This window comes from Mesorhizobium monacense, from assembly GCF_056781675.1.
Genome location: NZ_CM165567.1, coordinates 4,046,223 through 4,061,931, shown reverse-complemented (window position 1 = coordinate 4,061,931; position 15,709 = coordinate 4,046,223). Strand labels below are relative to the sequence as shown.

Genomic DNA, 15,709 nt, shown 5'->3' with positions numbered 1-15,709 from the left:
CGCCTTCAGTGCAGGTTCGGTTGGGCGCCCTGGCCCTTTTCGTCGATCATCGCGCCGCGCTGGAAGCGGTCGAGGCGGAATTTTTCGGCCTCCTGGTGCGGCGTGTCGCGTGCCAGAAGATGGGCAAAGACCAAGCCGGAGCCGGGCGTCGCCTTGAAGCCGCCATAGCACCAGCCGGCGTTGATATAGAGCCCGTCGACCGGGCTCTTGTCGATGATCGGCGAGCCGTCCATCGACATGTCCATGATGCCGCCCCATTGGCGCAAGAGCCGCACGCGGCCGATCATCGGCATCAGCGCCATGCCGCCCTCGCAGACATCTTCCATCACAGGCAGATTGCCGCGCTGGGCGTAGGAATTGTAGCCATCTAAGTCGCCGCCGAAGACCAGCCCGCCCTTGTCGGACTGGCTGACATAAAAGTGCCCGGCGCCGAAGGTCATGACGCCGGGCAGCAGCGGCTTGATCGCCTCGGAGACGAAGGCCTGCAGCACATGGCTTTCGATCGGCAGGCGCAGACCGGCCATCGCTGCGACGCGCGAGGAGGAGCCGGCCACCGCCATGCCGACCTTGCCGGCGCCGATCCTGCCGCGCGAGGTCTCGACACCGGTCACCTTGCCATTGGCGTCACGCGTGAAACCTGTGACTTCGCAGTTCTGGATGATGTCGACGCCGAGCGCGCTTGCGGCATGCGCGTAGCCCCAGACCACGGCGTCATGGCGCGCCGTGCCGCCGCGCCGCTGCAGCAGCCCGCCTTGCACGGGAAAGCGCGCATTGTCGAAGTTCAGGAACGGCATCATCTTCTTGACCGCGGCGAGGTCGAGAAGCTCGGCATCGATGCCGTTGATGCGCATCGTGTTGCCGCGCCGCGCATAGGCGTCGCGCTGCGCGTCGGAATGATAGAGGTTGATGATGCCGCGCTGGCTGACCATCGTGTTGTAGTTGAGGTCCTGCTCCATCCGCTCCCACAGCTTCATCGACAATTCGTAGAAGCCGGTATTGCCGGGCAGGCCGTAATTGGAGCGGATGATTGTGGTGTTGCGGCCGGCATTGCCGGAACCGATCCAGCCTTTTTCGAGCACGGCGACATTCCTGATCCCGTACTCGCTGGCGAGGAACCAGGCGGTGGCCAGGCCGTGGCCGCCGCCGCCGATGATCACCACGTCGTAGCGATCCTTCGGGCTGGCGTCGCGCCAGGTGCGCTGCCAGTTCTTGTGGCCGGAAAGAGCGGCGCGGGCGAGCGAGAAGATCGAATATTTCATTGCGTCATTCCAAGGCCGCTCGCACCGCAGGGACTGCTAAATGTCCAGCGTGTGGTCGCGCTCCCACTGCGTGAAGTGCGAAGCATAGGAATTCCATTCCTGGTGCTTCAGCTTTAGATAGGCCGACGAGAATTCCTCACCCAGCGCCGCCTTGAGCGATTTGTCCTTGTCGAACTCGCGCAGCGCGTCGAGCAGGTTGAGCGGCAGCTTCGGCGCGCCCTTCACCGTGTGGCCGAACTGGTACATGTCGATGTCGTAGCGCTTGCCGGGATCGGCCTTCGAGCGGATGCCGTCGCGGCCGGCGGCGATGATGACGGCCTGCAGCAGGTACGGGTTGGCCGCACCGTCGGGCAGCCGCAACTCGAAGCGGCCGGGGCCGGGCACGCGCACCATGTGGGTGCGGTTGTTGCCGGTCCAGGTCACCGTGTTCGGCGCCCAGGTCGCGCCCGAAATGGTGCGCGGCGCGTTGATGCGCTTGTAGGAATTGACCGTCGGGTTGGTGATCGCGGCAAGTGCCGAGGCGTGCTTCATGATGCCGCCGAGGAAGTTCTTGCCCTTGGCCGACAGGCCGAGCTCCATCGCATTGTCGGCGAAGACATTGGTTTTGCCGGCCTTGTCCCATACCGAAATATGGGCATGGCAGCCATTGCCGGTCAGGCCCTGGAAGGGTTTTGGCATGAAGGTGGCGCGCAGCCCGTGCTTTTCCGCCACGGACCTGACCATGAACTTGAAGAAGGAGTGCTTGTCGGCGGTCGCCAGCGCGTCGTCGAAGGCCCAGTTCATCTCGAACTGGCCGTTGGCGTCCTCGTGGTCGTTCTGGTAGGGACCCCAGCCGAGCGACAGCATATGGTCGCAGATCTCGGCGATCACATCGTAGCGGCGCATCACCGCCTGCTGATCGTAGCAAGGCTTCGACGCGGTGTCGTACTGGTCGGAGATCACGCTGCCGTCCGGCGAGATCAGGAAGAACTCGGCCTCGACGCCGGTCTTGACATGCATGCCGTCGCCGGCCGCTTCCGCAATCAGCCGCCTCAGCGTGTTGCGTGGCGTCTGGTCGACCTCCTTGTCGTCCATGATGCAGTTTGCGGCAACCCAGGCCACCTCCGGTTTCCACGGCAGCTGGATGACCGAATCCGGATCCGGCACCGCCAGCATGTCGGGGTGCGCCGGCGTCAGGTCGAGCCAGGTGGCGAAGCCGGCGAAGCCCGCACCATCCTTCTGCATGTCGGCGATGGCTTGCGCCGGCACCAGCTTGGCGCGCTGCCCACCGAACAGGTCGGTGTAGGAAATCATGAAATATTTGACGCCGTGCTTCTTGGCGAATGCGGCGAGATCGTTCCCCATTATAGTTCCTCGCTTATGGTATTTTTGGATGGTGTCTAGAAGCCGTTCTTCCCCGGTATCCAGTTGGTGCCGGCGAGCGGCACGCCGGCCATGGCGGCGGCTTCGATGGTGAGCGCGACGAGATCCTCGGGCTCGAGATTGTGCAGGCTGTTCTTGCCGCACGCGCGGGCAATCGTCTGCGCCTCCAGCGTCATCACCTTCAGATAGTTCGCCAGACGCCGGCCGGCGGCGATCGGGTCGACCCGCTTCATCAGTTCGGGGTCCTGCGTGGTGATGCCGGCCGGGTCGCGTCCCTCGTGCCAGTCGTCATAGGCGCCGGCTGTGGTGCCAAGCTCGTTATAGTCGGCCTCCCAGCGCGGATCGTTGTCGCCGAGCGCGACTAGCGCCGCCGTGCCGATCGAGACAGCGTCGACGCCAAGCGCCAGCGCCTTGGCGACGTCGGCGCCGTTGCGGATGCCGCCGGAGACGATCAACTGCACCTTGCGGTGCATGCCGAGATCCTGCAGCGCCTGCACCGCCGGCCTGATGCAGGCAAGTGTCGGCTGGCCGACATTCTCGATGAACACTTCCTGGGTGGCTGCCGTGCCGCCCTGCATGCCGTCGACCACGACGACATCGGCGCCGGCCTTCACCGCAAGCGCTGTGTCGTAATAGGGGCGGGCGCCGCCAACCTTGACGTAGATCGGCTTTTCCCAGTCGGTGATCTCGCGCAGCTCGAGGATCTTGATCTCGAGATCGTCCGGTCCGGTCCAGTCGGGATGGCGCGAGGCCGAGCGCTGGTCGATGCCTTTCGGCAGCGTGCGCATTTCAGCGACGCGGTCGGAGATCTTCTGTCCCAGCAGCATGCCGCCGCCACCGGGCTTGGCGCCCTGGCCGACGACGACTTCAATCGCGTCGGCGCGGCGCAGGTCGCGCGGATTCATGCCATAGCGTGACGGCAGATATTGATAGACCAGTTGCTTCGAATGGCCGCGCTCTTCCTCGGTCATGCCGCCGTCGCCGGTGGTCGTCGAGGTGCCGGACAACGTCGCACCGCGGCCGAGCGCTTCCTTCGCCGGACCGGACAGCGAGCCAAAACTCATGCCGGCAATGGTGATCGGAATCTTCAGCTCGATCGGCTTCTTGGCATGGCGCGAACCGAGCACCACGCTGGTGTCGCAGCGCTCGCGATAGCCTTCCAGCGGATAGCGCGAGATCGACGCGCCGAGGAACAGGAGGTCGTCGAAATGCGGCAGCTTGCGCTTGGCGCCGGCGCCGCGGATGTCATAGATGCCGGTCGCCGCGGCGCGGCGGATTTCAGAAAGCGTGTAGTCGTCGAAGGTCGCGGATTTGCGCGGTGTCGTCGGCGGGTTGCGATAGGTCATCTTGCCTCAATACGCGTCGGCGTTGTCGATATTGAAATTGTAGAGCGTGCGCGCCGAGCCGTAGCGCTTGAACTCCGACGGCTTGACGTTAGTCACGCCGGCGCGGTCGAGCAGGCCCTGCAGCATCTCCAGATGCTCGGGCCGCATCTCCTTGGCGATGCAATCGGCGCCAAGGCTCTCGACCTTGCCGCGCACGAACAGCCGCGCCTCGTAGATGGAATCGCCGAGCGCATCGCCGGCATCGCCCAGCACCACCAGGTTGCCGGATTGCGCCATGAAGGCCGACATATGGCCGATATTGCCGTGCACGACGATGTCGATGCCCTTCATCGAGATGCCGCAGCGCGACGAGGCATTGCCTTCGATAACCAGCAGCCCGCCGCGGCCGGTGGCACCGGCATACTGGCTGGCGTCACCTTTGATGGTGATCGAGCCCGACATCATGTTTTCGCCGACGCCGGGTCCGGCCGAGCCGTGCACGGTGATGGCGCCGCCAGCATTCATGCCGCCGCAATAATAGCCGACGCTGCCGCGCACATCGATGGCGACAGGCTGGTCGACGCCGACCGCGACCGAATGGCTGCCTTTCGGGTTGAGCACCTCCCAGGCCGTCTCGTTCGAGCCGGGGGCGAGCTGGTGGAGCGCCTGGTTGAGTTCGCGCAGCGACAGTTCGGCGAGGTCGAACACCCTCGCATGGCTTTGGTCGCGTGTTGCCTTGGACACGTTGATTGCGGGCATCAGTTCAATGCTCCCAGAAATAGACGGTTGCGGGCTCCGGTTCCCAGACCCTCGCATTGTCTATGCCGGGCAGTTTGGTGAGCGCACGATATTCCGAGCCGAAGGCGACATATTGGTCGGTCTCGGCCATCACGGCGGGCTTGCAGGCGATCGGGTCGCGCACCACGCCGAAGCCGTTCTTGGTGCCGACGACGAAGGTGAAGAAGCCGTCGAGGTCGGAGAGCGTGCCTTCCAGCGCTTCGCCGAGATTCTTGCCATGCGCCATCTTGTACGAGAGATAGGCGGCTGCCACCTCGGTGTCGTTCTCGGTCTCGAATTTCATACCGTCGCGGATCAGTTCGCGGCGGACATTGTTGTGATTGGACAGCGAGCCATTGTGCACCAGGCACTGGTCGGCGCCGGTCGAGAACGGATGCGCGCCCATCGTCGTCACTGCCGATTCCGTCGCCATGCGGGTATGGCCGATGCCGTGCGTGCCGGTCATCGAGCGCACGTCGAAACGCTCGACGACAGCTTCCGGCAGGCCGACTTCCTTGTAGATCTCGACCACGTCGCCGGCGCCCATGATGCGGATGTCGGGGCGCAGCGCCTGGATGGTCTCGCGCGCCTCGTCGATCTTGGCGGGCGTGGTCCTGATGACGGCGTGCGTCGATTTCACCGCGATGCTCACCGGCGCGCCGATGGCCTTGGCGACTTCGGCGTCGAGGCCGCGGAAGTCGCGCTCGGGCTTGGCCGACTGGATGGTGATCTTGGCCTCGTTGCCGGACGGCGCGCCATAGATGGCGATGCCGGCGCTGTCGGGACCGCGGTCGCTGAGCGAGATCAGCATCTCCGACAGCATCGCGCCGAGCTTCGGCTCCAGCGCTTTGTCCTTAAGGAAAAGTCCGACGATTCCGCACATGTCAGCCTCCGACGTTTGCAGCTAGAACATGATGTACCGAATGAGTTCTCGAAATTCAATCATATGAAAAAAATTTTCCTCTAGTTACGTATGCGGCTCAATGCCGCTCTGCGCATCATCGCCGTCACGGCGGGCACTGTGAAGCCATTGCGCATAGCGGATGCGCGCCAACTTGTAGGCATCCAGGATCGACAGCGCGTAGATGAGGAAGCCGCCGGCATGGCGGCCGATGAAGCTGGCGTCGGGTGGTGCAATCTTGGTCGTCACCCAGGCCAGGATGACCATGAAGAACAGGAACTGCAGGCCGCGCACCGGCACGCCCAAAATGACATGACCGCTTGCCGGCAAAACGACCGCCGCGCCGAGCACGAGATAGGGGCTCGTTGGTGCAGGGGAGGTGGTCGAGCTGGTCATGCGGCCTGCCGTTCACTCTGGTTGATGGCGTCCCGAATTGCCGACGCAGATGATAGCAGTCTGGCGATCAGATCAGGATCAATGCCGGTCGCGCCGAACTCGGCCTGCCGGAACACGCCGTAGCGTGCCCGCTCGGCCTCGGCCAGTAGCCAGACGATGCGCACACCCTTCGGCGTGATCAGCAGTTCCTTGGCGCGCCCCTCGGCGAAGATTTCGAGATGGCCGGCGATGATGTCCTGCGGGAAACGCACGCCCTTACGGTCCGTGCGCAGCACCGCCTCGGCCGGAAACTCGGCGGTCTTCGGCAGCGTATGGTCGAGATGATCGAAATTGGAGAATGTTGTCGGCGAACCCGGCCGCATCATCATGTCGAAGGTGCCGGGCACCGCCACCGGTTCGGTGACCGAGATACTGAGCCAGCGCGCCGGGAGTTTCCGTGTCGCCAGCGTGTCGACGATGGTGCGGATTTGCACCCGCCGGCCGTTCCACGAGCCGGCCCAGGTGGCGACTCCAACTGTGCCGTCCGCGACGTCGACGGCATCGGTGACGATTGTGCGGATGCTGGCCGTCTCGGCGGCAAGTGCTGCCGAGGCCCTGTTGCGGCTGGCGCGCGCAAGCCAGGCGATGTGAGCAACGAGAGCCAGGGCGAGCGCCCCGGCGAGCCATGCTGACGTCACTTCAGATTTCCCGTCATGCAAAGGCTCGCCCTGCCTTGGGGCCAGCCTGTCCTGTCTCGATCAATAGCCCTGCGGCTTCGGCCACGGCATGGTGAACTGGTCGCCGCGGCGCACGAATTTGTAGCGGTAGAAGTGGAACCAAAGCGAGATCAGGAAGTAGAAGGCGACCATGGCGATCAGCTGCGAGCCGAAGCCGAGGAAGATCGCAAAGAACGTCACCACGCACAGGCAGAACAGCACGATCGCCGGCAGCGGGTGGAAGGGGTGGGTGTAGCCGCGGCGGATCGAGCCGAGCGGCCACTTCTTCCTGAACATCATGATGTTGATGCTCATGAAAGTGTATTGCAGCACACCCGACAGGATCGAGAAGGTGATCGCCTGGTTGAGGTCGGCGATGAAGGCGAAGGCCAGCGCGATCGGCAGCAGGAACAGGATCGAGCGGTAGGGCGTGCGGTATCTCGGGTGCACCGCCGAGAACCAGCTCGGCAGGTAGCGGTCGCGGCCGAGCGAGAACCAGGCGCGCGCCGCATCGTTGATGCAGCCATTGGCCGAGGCAAGTGCGGCCAGCAGCGTCGCGATGAACAGCAGGTTTTCGAGCAGCGGGCTGCCGGTCAGCTTGCCCGCGTCCCAAAGCGGATAATAGGTGATGCCGAGATATTCCCACGGCATCATCGAGGCGCAGATATACCAGGTCATGGCGGCGGCGATCAAAAGCGTGATCATGCCGGCCATCGTGCCGTAGGGCAGCGAGCGCGCCGGCGAACGCACTTCCTCTGCGGCCTGTGTCGTGCCCTCGATGCCGAGATAGTACCAGATGCCGAACTGGAAGGCGGCGATGACGCCGATCCAGCCATAGGGCAGCGCATTGCCGGGCGTAACCAGCTCGTTGAGCTTCAGTACCGCCCCTTGAGTCCACGGGCTGACCGAGAAGAACAGGATGACGATCGAGATATAGGCGACTGCCGTGATGATGAAATTGACGTTCAGCGTCATCAGCACGCCGCGGTAATTCAGCCACGCCAGCACCACGATGGTGGCGGCAATGAAGGAATTGTGGGTGAGCCCCTCGACTCCCGCCTTGGCGACGATCGTGTCGCCGAGCAGGATGGCGTCCGAGACTTCCAGCATCGTATAGGCGAATACCAGGAACAGCGCGACGTTGAAGGCCATCAGCGGCCCGACAATGTGTTTGGCCTGCGCATACTGGCCGCCGGCGGCAGCCACCGTCGACGTCACCTCGGAATCGATCATGGCGACCGAGGTGTAGAGCAGCCCGACGATCCAGCAGACGATCAGCGCTGCCAGCGCACCGCCCTTGTCCGCCGAGAAATTCCAGCCAGTGAACTCGCCGACCAGAACGATGCCGACACCGAGCGCCCAGACATGGGCCGGGCCGAGCACCCTGAGCAGCGAGACCCTGTCGCCATGCACTGCCGGTTCAAGCGCCATCGTCATTGTTCAATCCTCACTCAGATCCGGTGCTTTTCGGAAACGGCTTCGAGTTCGCCTTCGCGCGATGAGGTCAACACCTCTTCGGAGAAGGTCGTGTCGACCTTGAACCAGTCGTAGAGCATCCACAGTGCAAGCACGATCGAGATGCCCCAGCATGCATAGGAGAGTGCCATCCACATGATCTTGTCCCCGAATTACTTGTCGTCGAACTTTTCGTTGATGACGTCGCGGTACTCGCGGTCGGATGCGCGGAACAGGAAGACGAAATAGCCGATCAGGACGGCCGCCATGATGATCAGCGTCGGCCAGTCGATGATGTAGTGGAAGTGGTTCTGAATGACGTCGTGCGCGGTCTCCGGCGTATAGCCGAGCTTTTCCCAGATCGAGGCCATCGTCGGGTTCTGTCCCAGCGATTCCCACGTCTTGGTGTCGAGCGCGTCGATGGATTTTGCCGCGCCGGCCAGGCCGAGCTTGAGCGGCAGCCATAGCGCCACGAAGATGGCGACCACCACCACGGCGATATCGAAAACCTGTCCGGCCTTGCTTTGCTCCGGCGGTCTATAACGGGACATCTCTTCTACCCCTCAGGACTTGCGGTTGCGGTACGCGTCGGCGTTCTTGATATCGAGCCCGTAGATGAAGTCCTTGTCTTCCTTGTAATGGTTGACCATCGCCAGGATGGCAGCCGTGTTGAAGATCAGCACCGCGGCGGCGGCGACCGCGACGACGAGCTTGATCCCGCCGTGGGGGATGTATGGCCATGTCATCACGAGGACGAAGAGGATCGTCGCCCACAGGCAGACGATCAGAAGCACGGAACCACGCACGTCGGAACGATACAGCGCTTCGATGCGCTGCTGCAGGTCGGACATCGGTTTCTCCCCTTTTTCAACGCCGGCTTCCGAATCGGCCGCGCTCTTCGCTCTTTCAAGAGAGTGAAATTTTTTTCATAAGTTCTGTCCGATTTGCCGAATTGTCAAGACGGTTTTACGCTTGGTTAACCGCTTGTTTGGTGCCCCGAAATTTGCCTGACAATGAAATTATTTGCTTGCGGGTATTGCAGGGCTCCGGCGTTTGCGGTCAATATCCGGCCAAAGCTCCGGCCGCCACGCACGGAGCAGGGAACATCATGACTTTCGAATGGAGGACGAGCGGATGACGGCATCCTGGAGATTTTCGACCTTGGCGGATCGCCATCGCGCGCTCGGCTCGAAGCTCGAGGACTGGAGCGGCATGGGCACCGCCTGGACCTACGACAAGGACGCCGACGAGGAGTACGTCGCCATCCGCACCAAGGCCGGGCTGATGGACGTCTCCGGCCTGAAGAAGGTCCACATCACCGGCCCGCACGCCGCGCATCTGATCGACCTGGCGACGACGCGCGATGTCGAAAAGATCTATCCCGGCAAGTCGGCCTATGCCTGCATGCTGAACGAGGCGGGAAAATTCACCGACGACTGCATCATCTACCGCATCAGTCCGAATAGCTGGATGGTCGTGCACGGCTCTGGCACCGGCCATGAGGAACTGCAGCGCGCTTCCGTTGGGCGTGACGTGTCGCTGCGCTTCGACGATAACCTGCACGATCTCTCGCTGCAGGGTCCAACCGCCGTCGACTACCTGGCCAAGCACGTGCCGGGCATTCGCGATCTCAATTATTTCCACCACATGCAGACGCAGCTGTTCGGCCTTCCGGTGATGATCTCGCGCACCGGCTACACCGGCGAACGCGGCTACGAGATCTTCTGCCGCGGCCAGGATGCCGGCACGATCTGGGACAGGATCCTCGACGAGGGCAAGGGCGCCGGCATCATTCCCTGCCGCTTCACCACGCTCGACATGCTGCGCGTCGAAAGCTACCTGCTGTTCTATCCCTACGACAATTCGCAGAAATACCCGTTCGACAATGAAGGCCCTGGCGACACGCTGTGGGAACTCGGCCTCGACTTCACCGTCAGCCCCGGCAAGACCGGCTTCCGCGGTGCCGAGGAGCACTACCGCCTGAAGGGCAAGGAGCGCTTCAAGATCTACGGCGTTTTGCTGGATGGCAAGGAGCCGGCCGACGAGGGCGCGCCGGTCTACCGCGACGGCAAGAAGGTTGGCGTGGTGACCTGCGCCATGTATTCTCCGCTGGTCAAGAAATCGATGGGCATTGCCAGGCTCGACGTGGATTGCGCCGTCAAGGACACCAAGCTCGAGATCCGCAACAAGAGCGGCTCGATCAAGGCCACAGCGCAGCCGCTGCCCTTCGACGATCCCAAGAAGACCAAGCGCACCGCCAAAGGCTGAGGCACGATCAACAGCGAGGGGTTCGAGGCATAAAGACAGAATGGCAGCCAAAAGCATCATCAGCCGGCCGGTTTACGGAACCCTGTCTCCACAGCCCGGCAAGCACCATCTTTTCGTGGCGGATGCGGAAGGCGCGCTCGCGATAACGGGGATGGCCAAGAACGCTCCGGCCGGGTTTTTCGACGGAGCGGAAATCGTCTTCATTCCCGGCCCTGATGGCAAACATGTCGGCGCCCTCGAAGCGCTGAAGCCGGCGCAATTCCATCTGGCGCCGTCCTTCGCCAGCCTGCTGCCGCGACTGAAGCAGACGCTGACCAATGCGCATATGGGCCTGCGCCTCTATCTCTCCGGCACCGAAGGCCTGATCGGCCAGGCCATGCAGGTGGCGCTGGAGGCCGGCATCGACCACACCTCGATGCAGACAGAGCATCGCGGCTCGCTGGTGCGGCGCATGCAATGCGTGCACTGCAAGGGCATCACCGAGAATGTGACGACACAGCCGGCGACCTGTTCGCATTGCGGCCTGCTGCTTCTGGTGCGCGACCACTATTCCAGGCGCCTCGCCGCTTTCCAGGGCGTTTGCATCAACGCCGAGGACCGCAGCGAGATTCCTCCGATGGAGGAGATTTTTCGATGAGCACAGGAACAACGAAACTCGATGTCGTGGTCAGCGGCGTCGTCCCGGTCAACGAACTGGTCACCCGTTTTCATTTCCGCCGGCGCGACAGCGAGCTGCTGCCGACCTTTTCCGGCGGCGCCCATGTCGTGGTCGAGATGCGCGACGGCGAGCGCACCAGGCTCAATCCCTATTCGCTGATGGGCTCGCCGCTCGATACGCGCGAATACACCATCTCGGTGCGCCGCGACGATGTCGGCCGCGGCGGCTCGCTGTTCATGCACCGGAGCGTCAAGCCCGGCCTGGAGATGGTGATCAGCTATCCGGTCAATCTGTTCTCGCTCGATCTGCGCGCCAGGAAACATCTGATGCTGGCCGGCGGCATCGGCATCACGCCGTTCATAGCGCAGACCTCGCAGCTAGCGGGGTCGGGTGGCAATTTCGAGCTGCACTACACCTGCCGCACCGCCTCGCTCGGCACTTACGCCGATGTGCTTCAGCAGCGCTACGACCGCAGGGTCAGGCTCTACCACGACGACCTTGACGAACGCATCGAACTCGACCGGCTCCTGTCCTCGCAGCCGCTTGGCACGCACCTCTATGTCTGCGGTCCGGCCGGCATGATCAACTGGGTGCGCGACCGCGCGGCCGCACTTGGCTGGCCTGCGGAAACCGTGCATTTCGAGCATTTCGCGGCCCCGCAGCCAGGCGCTCCGTTCGACGTGACGCTGGCCGTCACCGGCAAGACCATTCGCGTCGGTTCGCAGCAGAGCCTGCTCGAAGCCATTGAGGCGGCCGGAGTCGATCCGCCCTATCTCTGCCGTGGCGGCGTCTGTGGCCAGTGCGAGACCAATGTCGTCTCCCATGACGGCAAGTTCATCCACAACGACCACTGGCTGAGCGAGGAAGACCACCGCTCCGGCTGCAAGATCATGCCGTGCGTGTCGCGCTTCGAGGGCAAATCGCTGGTGCTGGAGCGGTAGAGCATTTTGCAGCCAAGCGGATACACTTGGCGTCGCAGAAATGCGGCTAAAACAAAGAGATAGAGCGGGATGTCGCGTTCAAACCCGAACGCATCCCGCTCTAGGAGGAAATCATGGGCATCACCTTTCGCAAGGAAACCTTCCGCGACGACTTCACCTTCAAGAACAGCCCGGAGCACATCAGGCGTTTTCCGTTCCCGTTCCACGAAGACAGCTACATGTATGCGGTCAACATCGAGCCGCATGTCGTCGGGCCGACGGGAAGCGTGCTCGAAAACCTGATCGACGTCGACGAGCACTATGTCGCCGAGATGCAGGACCGCGCGCTGGTGCTGGCCGAAGACCCGCTGCGCTGCCAGTCGCTGCCGCACATGACGCTGGCCGGCTGGGACCTGCTCGAATTGCTGATGGAGCAGCAGGCGCTCGGCTATCCCGAGCATTTCACGCTGACCCGCGACGGCGACCGCTGGCGCTGGATCAACCGGCCGCTCGGCATCGACGACACCTTCACCTTCGGTGACACGTCGACTTTGCCCTATGGACCGATGGAATACATCACCCGGCAGAGCCAGGGCGATTTCTGCATCCTCGACCAGCGCGACGGCAATCTGTGGATGGATGCCGGCATGGTAACCACCCAGGCCGACTGGTCGCTCGATTTCGACATCGGCATGAACTTCTTCGAATGGCACGCGCCGGTGCCGCTGGCGCATGAGAAGGGCATTTTCATCCGGGCGCTGAAGTTCCTCACCAACATCCAGCAAGGCAAGCCGGCACGGCGCCTGAACTGGACGATGACCATCAATCCGCGCCTCGACACCAGCCCGGAAAATTATCACAAATGGGGTCCGGACCGGACCACCGTGACGCCCGAGAATGTCGGCGACAAGGTGCATCTGCGCGTCGAACTGCAGAGCTTCTGGCGGCTGCCGCGCTCGAACGGCATCGTCTTCCCGATCCGCTGCTATTTGATCAAGATGGACGAGCTGGTGACGCAGCCGAAATGGGCGAGGCGCCTGCACCGCGTCATCCGCGACCTGCCGGAAGAACTCGCCACCTACAAGGGCCTGACCCGCTACCGCCCGACGCTGGTCGAATGGCTGTCGAAGCTGGATGACGGCAGCCCGACGAGCCCGGGGTTTGGGCCGGACTGAGTTTTTCCTGCTAAGTTGGCGCTGCCCCTCACCCTTACCCTCTCCCCGTAAGGACGGGGAGAGGGGGGCGCCAGCGTTGGAGCTTCTCCCTTCTCCCCGTTCTTTACGGGGAGAAGGTGCCGGCAGGCGGATGAGGGGCGGCACAAGCGTTCGGAAGATGCCTCAACCCGCGCTGCTCTGCGGATAACAGATGATCGACAAATAGCGCATCGGCAACCGTGTCAGCTTCTCCGGTCCGTGCGGGGCGTCGGCGTCGAAGAACAGGCTGTCGCCGGGCTTCATCGGATAGAGATTGCTGCCATGCCGGTACACGACCTCGCCCTCCAGCATATAGAGGAACTCCATGCCCTCGTGCTGGAAGGTCGGGAACACGTCGGAATCCTCGGTCAGCGTGATCAGATAGGGTTCGACGACGACGCCGCTGGTGTTGGAGCCGATATGGCCGAGCAGATTGTACTGGTGGCCGGCGCGCGTGCCGCGGCGCTCGACGTCGAGGCCTTCACCGGCCTTGACGAAGACGGCGCTGCGCTCCTCCTCGAAGCGGCGGAAGAAGGCGGTGACGGGAACGCCGAGCGCCCTGGACAGCGCCTGCAACGTCGTCAGCGAAGGCGAGGTGATGCCGTTCTCGATCTTGGACAGCATGCCCAGCGAAATGTCGGTGGCGACCGCCAGATCGGCGACGGTGATGCCGAGCTTCTTGCGGAACGCCCGCACCTCGCGGCCGATCGCCACTTCCAGCACCTTTTCGCGCGTGTCGCGGATGGCATGCGGGTTCTGGGTCAGCGGCGTGCGGATCGCGCGCCCGTCGCCGGCCTTCGGCAGCGGCTTGGCCGCAGCGACGCCAGGCTTGGCAACACCAGGCTTGGGCTCCGAACTCTTTTTCGCCATGTCGCCCCCTCGCGCTTCGCGGATTTATTTCACCCAAGGTGAACATATTCGCTGCCGATACAGAAGAGCAACCACCACGGCAAGCCATCCACGGCCGAATTGTGCTTTCCCCGCCTGCCGCTCGCGGATGGCTTTTTCACCGGAACTTGCCTGTGCGGAACGCGCTTTCCACACAAGGCCTGTTGACAGCAACGAAGGGCCAATTAGTGTCACTGTGAGTGAAATTTGTTTCGCTAGGGAAATCAGGAACGGGAGGTCCGCAATGAAAAGTCGCGTTGCCGTCATCGGAGCCGGGCCGTCCGGCCTGGCGCAGCTCAGGGCCTTCAAGTCGGCTGTCGACAAGGGCGCCGAGATTCCGGAAGTCGTCTGCTTCGAAAAGCAGTCCGACTGGGGCGGCCTGTGGAACTACACCTGGCGCACCGGCCTCGACGAGCATGGCGACCCGGTGCACGGCTCGATGTATCGCTACCTTTGGTCGAATGGCCCGAAGGAATGCCTCGAATTCGCCGACTACACATTCGAGGAGCATTTCGGCCGGCCGATCGGCTCCTACCCGCCGCGCGCCGTTTTGTGGGACTACATCAAGGGCCGCGTCGAAAAGTCAGGCCTGCGCCAATGGGTGCGCTTCAACAGCCCGGTGCGCATGGTCACCTTCTCGGACGAGACGAAAAAATTCACCGTCACCGCGCATGACCGCACCAACGACATCACCTACTCGGAAGAGTTCGACAATGTCGTCGTCGCCTCAGGGCACTTCTCCGTCCCCAACGTTCCCTATTTCGAAGGCTTCTCCACCTTCAACGGGCGCATCCTGCACAGCCACGATTTCCGCGACGCGATGGAGTTCAAGGGCAAGGATATATTGATCATAGGCCGTTCCTATTCGGCCGAGGACATCGGTTCGCAATGCTACAAATACGGTGCCAAATCCATCACCTCCAGCTACCGCTCGAAGCCGATGGGTTTCAAATGGCCGGAGAACTGGAAGGAAGTGCCGCTGCTGCAGAAGGTCGTCGGCAAGACGGCCCACTTCAAGGACGGCACCACCAAGGACGTCGATGCCATCATCCTGTGCACCGGCTACCTGCATTCTTTCCCCTTCCTCACCGACGATCTCAAGCTCAAGACCGCCAACCGCATGTGGCCGGACGGCATCTACGAAGGCGTCGTCTGGGAGAAGAACCCGAAGCTGTCCTATATCGGCATGCAGGACCAGTTCTACACCTTCAACATGTTCGACGCGCAGGCCTGGTTCGCCCGCGACGTGATCATGGGCCGCATCAAACTGCCGTCGGCCGAAGCGATGGCGGCGCATGGCGCGAAATGGCGCGCTCGCGAGGAAACGCTGGAAGACGCCGAGCAGATGATCTGGTTCCAGGGCGACTACACCAAGGAATTGATGGACCAGACCGACTATCCCGGCTTCGACGTCGAGGCGGTCAACAAGACCTTCATGGAGTGGGAGCACCACAAGGGGGAGGACATTATGAGCTTCCGCGACCACGCCTACCGCTCGCTGATGACCGGCACCATGGCGCCGCTGCACCATACGCCCTGGCTGCAGGCGCTGGACGACTCCATGGAATCGTATCTGGAAGTGAAAGGCGTGGCGGCGGAATAACCGCCGCGC

Annotated in this window: 17 protein-coding genes; 5 read left to right on the top strand and 12 right to left on the bottom strand. The window is 62.8% G+C overall.

Translation table 11 applies throughout. The features are described from left to right. Positions 1-5 precede the first annotated feature (5 nt). The 11 genes from AC1RUK_RS19845 to AC1RUK_RS19795 all read right to left on the bottom strand — a co-directional run bounded on the left by AC1RUK_RS19845 (position 6) and on the right by AC1RUK_RS19795 (position 9,021). Entirely contained in the window at positions 6-1,259 is a 1,254-nt protein-coding gene (locus AC1RUK_RS19845) for a sarcosine oxidase subunit beta family protein (protein WP_481839308.1), read from the bottom strand. A gap of 36 nt (positions 1,260-1,295) precedes the next feature. Next, positions 1,296-2,603: a type III glutamate--ammonia ligase gene (gene glnT / locus AC1RUK_RS19840; RefSeq protein ID WP_481839309.1), complete on the bottom strand. Its 1,308-nt coding sequence runs from the start codon at positions 2,601-2,603 to the stop codon at positions 1,296-1,298. A 35-nt stretch (positions 2,604-2,638) separates the two neighbouring features. Further along, complete coding sequence (locus AC1RUK_RS19835) at positions 2,639-3,967, bottom strand: FMN-binding glutamate synthase family protein (RefSeq protein WP_065518184.1); 1,329 nt, start codon at positions 3,965-3,967, stop codon at positions 2,639-2,641. A gap of 6 nt (positions 3,968-3,973) precedes the next feature. Next, a complete protein-coding gene (locus AC1RUK_RS19830) occupies positions 3,974-4,705 on the bottom strand; it encodes a protein GlxC (protein WP_481839310.1) in 732 nt (243 codons plus the stop codon). Positions 4,706-4,709: 4 nt separating this feature from the next. Then, entirely contained in the window at positions 4,710-5,606 is an 897-nt protein-coding gene (locus tag AC1RUK_RS19825) for a class II glutamine amidotransferase (protein ID WP_481839311.1), read from the bottom strand. A gap of 84 nt (positions 5,607-5,690) precedes the next feature. After that, positions 5,691-6,020, bottom strand: coding sequence for a hypothetical protein (locus AC1RUK_RS19820; RefSeq protein ID WP_436171426.1), 330 nt, complete (start codon positions 6,018-6,020; stop codon positions 5,691-5,693). Next, the gene (locus AC1RUK_RS19815) at positions 6,017-6,697 is read right to left on the bottom strand and encodes a hypothetical protein (RefSeq protein WP_481839312.1); all 681 of its coding nucleotides are present in this window, start codon (positions 6,695-6,697) and stop codon (positions 6,017-6,019) included. The genes AC1RUK_RS19820 and AC1RUK_RS19815 overlap by 4 nt, the downstream gene beginning before the upstream one ends. A gap of 60 nt (positions 6,698-6,757) precedes the next feature. After that, positions 6,758-8,152 (bottom strand): APC family permease, encoded by a 1,395-nt coding sequence (locus tag AC1RUK_RS19810; RefSeq protein WP_481839313.1) that lies wholly within the window; start codon positions 8,150-8,152, stop codon positions 6,758-6,760. Between the two features lie 14 nt (positions 8,153-8,166). Next, positions 8,167-8,328, bottom strand: a complete 162-nt coding sequence (locus AC1RUK_RS19805) for a hypothetical protein (RefSeq protein ID WP_095088222.1) — start codon at positions 8,326-8,328, stop codon at positions 8,167-8,169. Positions 8,329-8,343: 15 nt separating this feature from the next. Then, entirely contained in the window at positions 8,344-8,721 is a 378-nt protein-coding gene (locus AC1RUK_RS19800; protein ID WP_481839314.1) for a hypothetical protein, read from the bottom strand. Between the two features lie 12 nt (positions 8,722-8,733). Then, entirely contained in the window at positions 8,734-9,021 is a 288-nt protein-coding gene (locus AC1RUK_RS19795; RefSeq protein ID WP_006204491.1) for a hypothetical protein, read from the bottom strand. 283 nt (positions 9,022-9,304) lie between these two features. Between AC1RUK_RS19795 and AC1RUK_RS19790 the strand changes: the two genes are divergently transcribed. The 4 genes from AC1RUK_RS19790 to AC1RUK_RS19775 all read left to right on the top strand — a co-directional run bounded on the left by AC1RUK_RS19790 (position 9,305) and on the right by AC1RUK_RS19775 (position 13,191). Further along, positions 9,305-10,438, top strand: a complete 1,134-nt coding sequence (locus AC1RUK_RS19790; RefSeq protein ID WP_404279561.1) for an aminomethyl transferase family protein — start codon at positions 9,305-9,307, stop codon at positions 10,436-10,438. Positions 10,439-10,478: 40 nt separating this feature from the next. Further along, the gene (locus tag AC1RUK_RS19785; protein ID WP_481839315.1) at positions 10,479-11,075 is read left to right on the top strand and encodes a dimethylamine monooxygenase subunit DmmA family protein; all 597 of its coding nucleotides are present in this window, start codon (positions 10,479-10,481) and stop codon (positions 11,073-11,075) included. Next, positions 11,072-12,037, top strand: coding sequence for a PDR/VanB family oxidoreductase (locus tag AC1RUK_RS19780; protein ID WP_481839316.1), 966 nt, complete (start codon positions 11,072-11,074; stop codon positions 12,035-12,037). Before AC1RUK_RS19785 ends, AC1RUK_RS19780 begins: the two co-directional genes overlap by 4 nt. Before the next feature lie 113 nt (positions 12,038-12,150). Further along, positions 12,151-13,191 (top strand): heme-dependent oxidative N-demethylase family protein, encoded by a 1,041-nt coding sequence (locus tag AC1RUK_RS19775; RefSeq protein ID WP_481839317.1) that lies wholly within the window; start codon positions 12,151-12,153, stop codon positions 13,189-13,191. A gap of 162 nt (positions 13,192-13,353) precedes the next feature. Here the strand turns inward: AC1RUK_RS19775 and AC1RUK_RS19770 are convergent, their stop codons facing one another. Beyond that, a complete protein-coding gene (locus AC1RUK_RS19770; RefSeq protein WP_481839318.1) occupies positions 13,354-14,079 on the bottom strand; it encodes a helix-turn-helix domain-containing protein in 726 nt (241 codons plus the stop codon). 262 nt (positions 14,080-14,341) lie between these two features. Between AC1RUK_RS19770 and AC1RUK_RS19765 the strand changes: the two genes are divergently transcribed. Then, positions 14,342-15,700 (top strand): trimethylamine monooxygenase, encoded by a 1,359-nt coding sequence (locus AC1RUK_RS19765; protein WP_481839319.1) that lies wholly within the window; start codon positions 14,342-14,344, stop codon positions 15,698-15,700. Positions 15,701-15,709 lie beyond the last annotated feature (9 nt).

Excerpts from the sequence above, each read along its gene's own strand:
- AC1RUK_RS19845 (WP_481839308.1), bottom strand. The coding sequence starts at position 1,259 with ATGAAATATTCGATCTTCTCGCTCGCCCGCGCCGCTCTTTCCGGCCAC.
- glnT (WP_481839309.1), bottom strand. The coding sequence starts at position 2,603 with ATGGGGAACGATCTCGCCGCATTCGCCAAGAAGCACGGCGTCAAATAT.
- AC1RUK_RS19835 (WP_065518184.1), bottom strand. The coding sequence starts at position 3,967 with ATGACCTATCGCAACCCGCCGACGACACCGCGCAAATCCGCGACCTTC.
- AC1RUK_RS19830 (WP_481839310.1), bottom strand. The coding sequence starts at position 4,705 with ATGCCCGCAATCAACGTGTCCAAGGCAACACGCGACCAAAGCCATGCG.
- AC1RUK_RS19825 (WP_481839311.1), bottom strand. The coding sequence starts at position 5,606 with ATGTGCGGAATCGTCGGACTTTTCCTTAAGGACAAAGCGCTGGAGCCG.
- AC1RUK_RS19820 (WP_436171426.1), bottom strand. The coding sequence starts at position 6,020 with ATGACCAGCTCGACCACCTCCCCTGCACCAACGAGCCCCTATCTCGTG.
- AC1RUK_RS19810 (WP_481839313.1), bottom strand. The coding sequence starts at position 8,152 with ATGACGATGGCGCTTGAACCGGCAGTGCATGGCGACAGGGTCTCGCTG.
- AC1RUK_RS19805 (WP_095088222.1), bottom strand. The coding sequence starts at position 8,328 with ATGTGGATGGCACTCTCCTATGCATGCTGGGGCATCTCGATCGTGCTT.
- AC1RUK_RS19800 (WP_481839314.1), bottom strand. The coding sequence starts at position 8,721 with ATGTCCCGTTATAGACCGCCGGAGCAAAGCAAGGCCGGACAGGTTTTC.
- AC1RUK_RS19795 (WP_006204491.1), bottom strand. The coding sequence starts at position 9,021 with ATGTCCGACCTGCAGCAGCGCATCGAAGCGCTGTATCGTTCCGACGTG.
- AC1RUK_RS19790 (WP_404279561.1), top strand. The coding sequence starts at position 9,305 with ATGACGGCATCCTGGAGATTTTCGACCTTGGCGGATCGCCATCGCGCG.
- AC1RUK_RS19785 (WP_481839315.1), top strand. The coding sequence starts at position 10,479 with ATGGCAGCCAAAAGCATCATCAGCCGGCCGGTTTACGGAACCCTGTCT.
- AC1RUK_RS19780 (WP_481839316.1), top strand. The coding sequence starts at position 11,072 with ATGAGCACAGGAACAACGAAACTCGATGTCGTGGTCAGCGGCGTCGTC.
- AC1RUK_RS19775 (WP_481839317.1), top strand. The coding sequence starts at position 12,151 with ATGGGCATCACCTTTCGCAAGGAAACCTTCCGCGACGACTTCACCTTC.
- AC1RUK_RS19770 (WP_481839318.1), bottom strand. The coding sequence starts at position 14,079 with ATGGCGAAAAAGAGTTCGGAGCCCAAGCCTGGTGTTGCCAAGCCTGGC.
- AC1RUK_RS19765 (WP_481839319.1), top strand. The coding sequence starts at position 14,342 with ATGAAAAGTCGCGTTGCCGTCATCGGAGCCGGGCCGTCCGGCCTGGCG.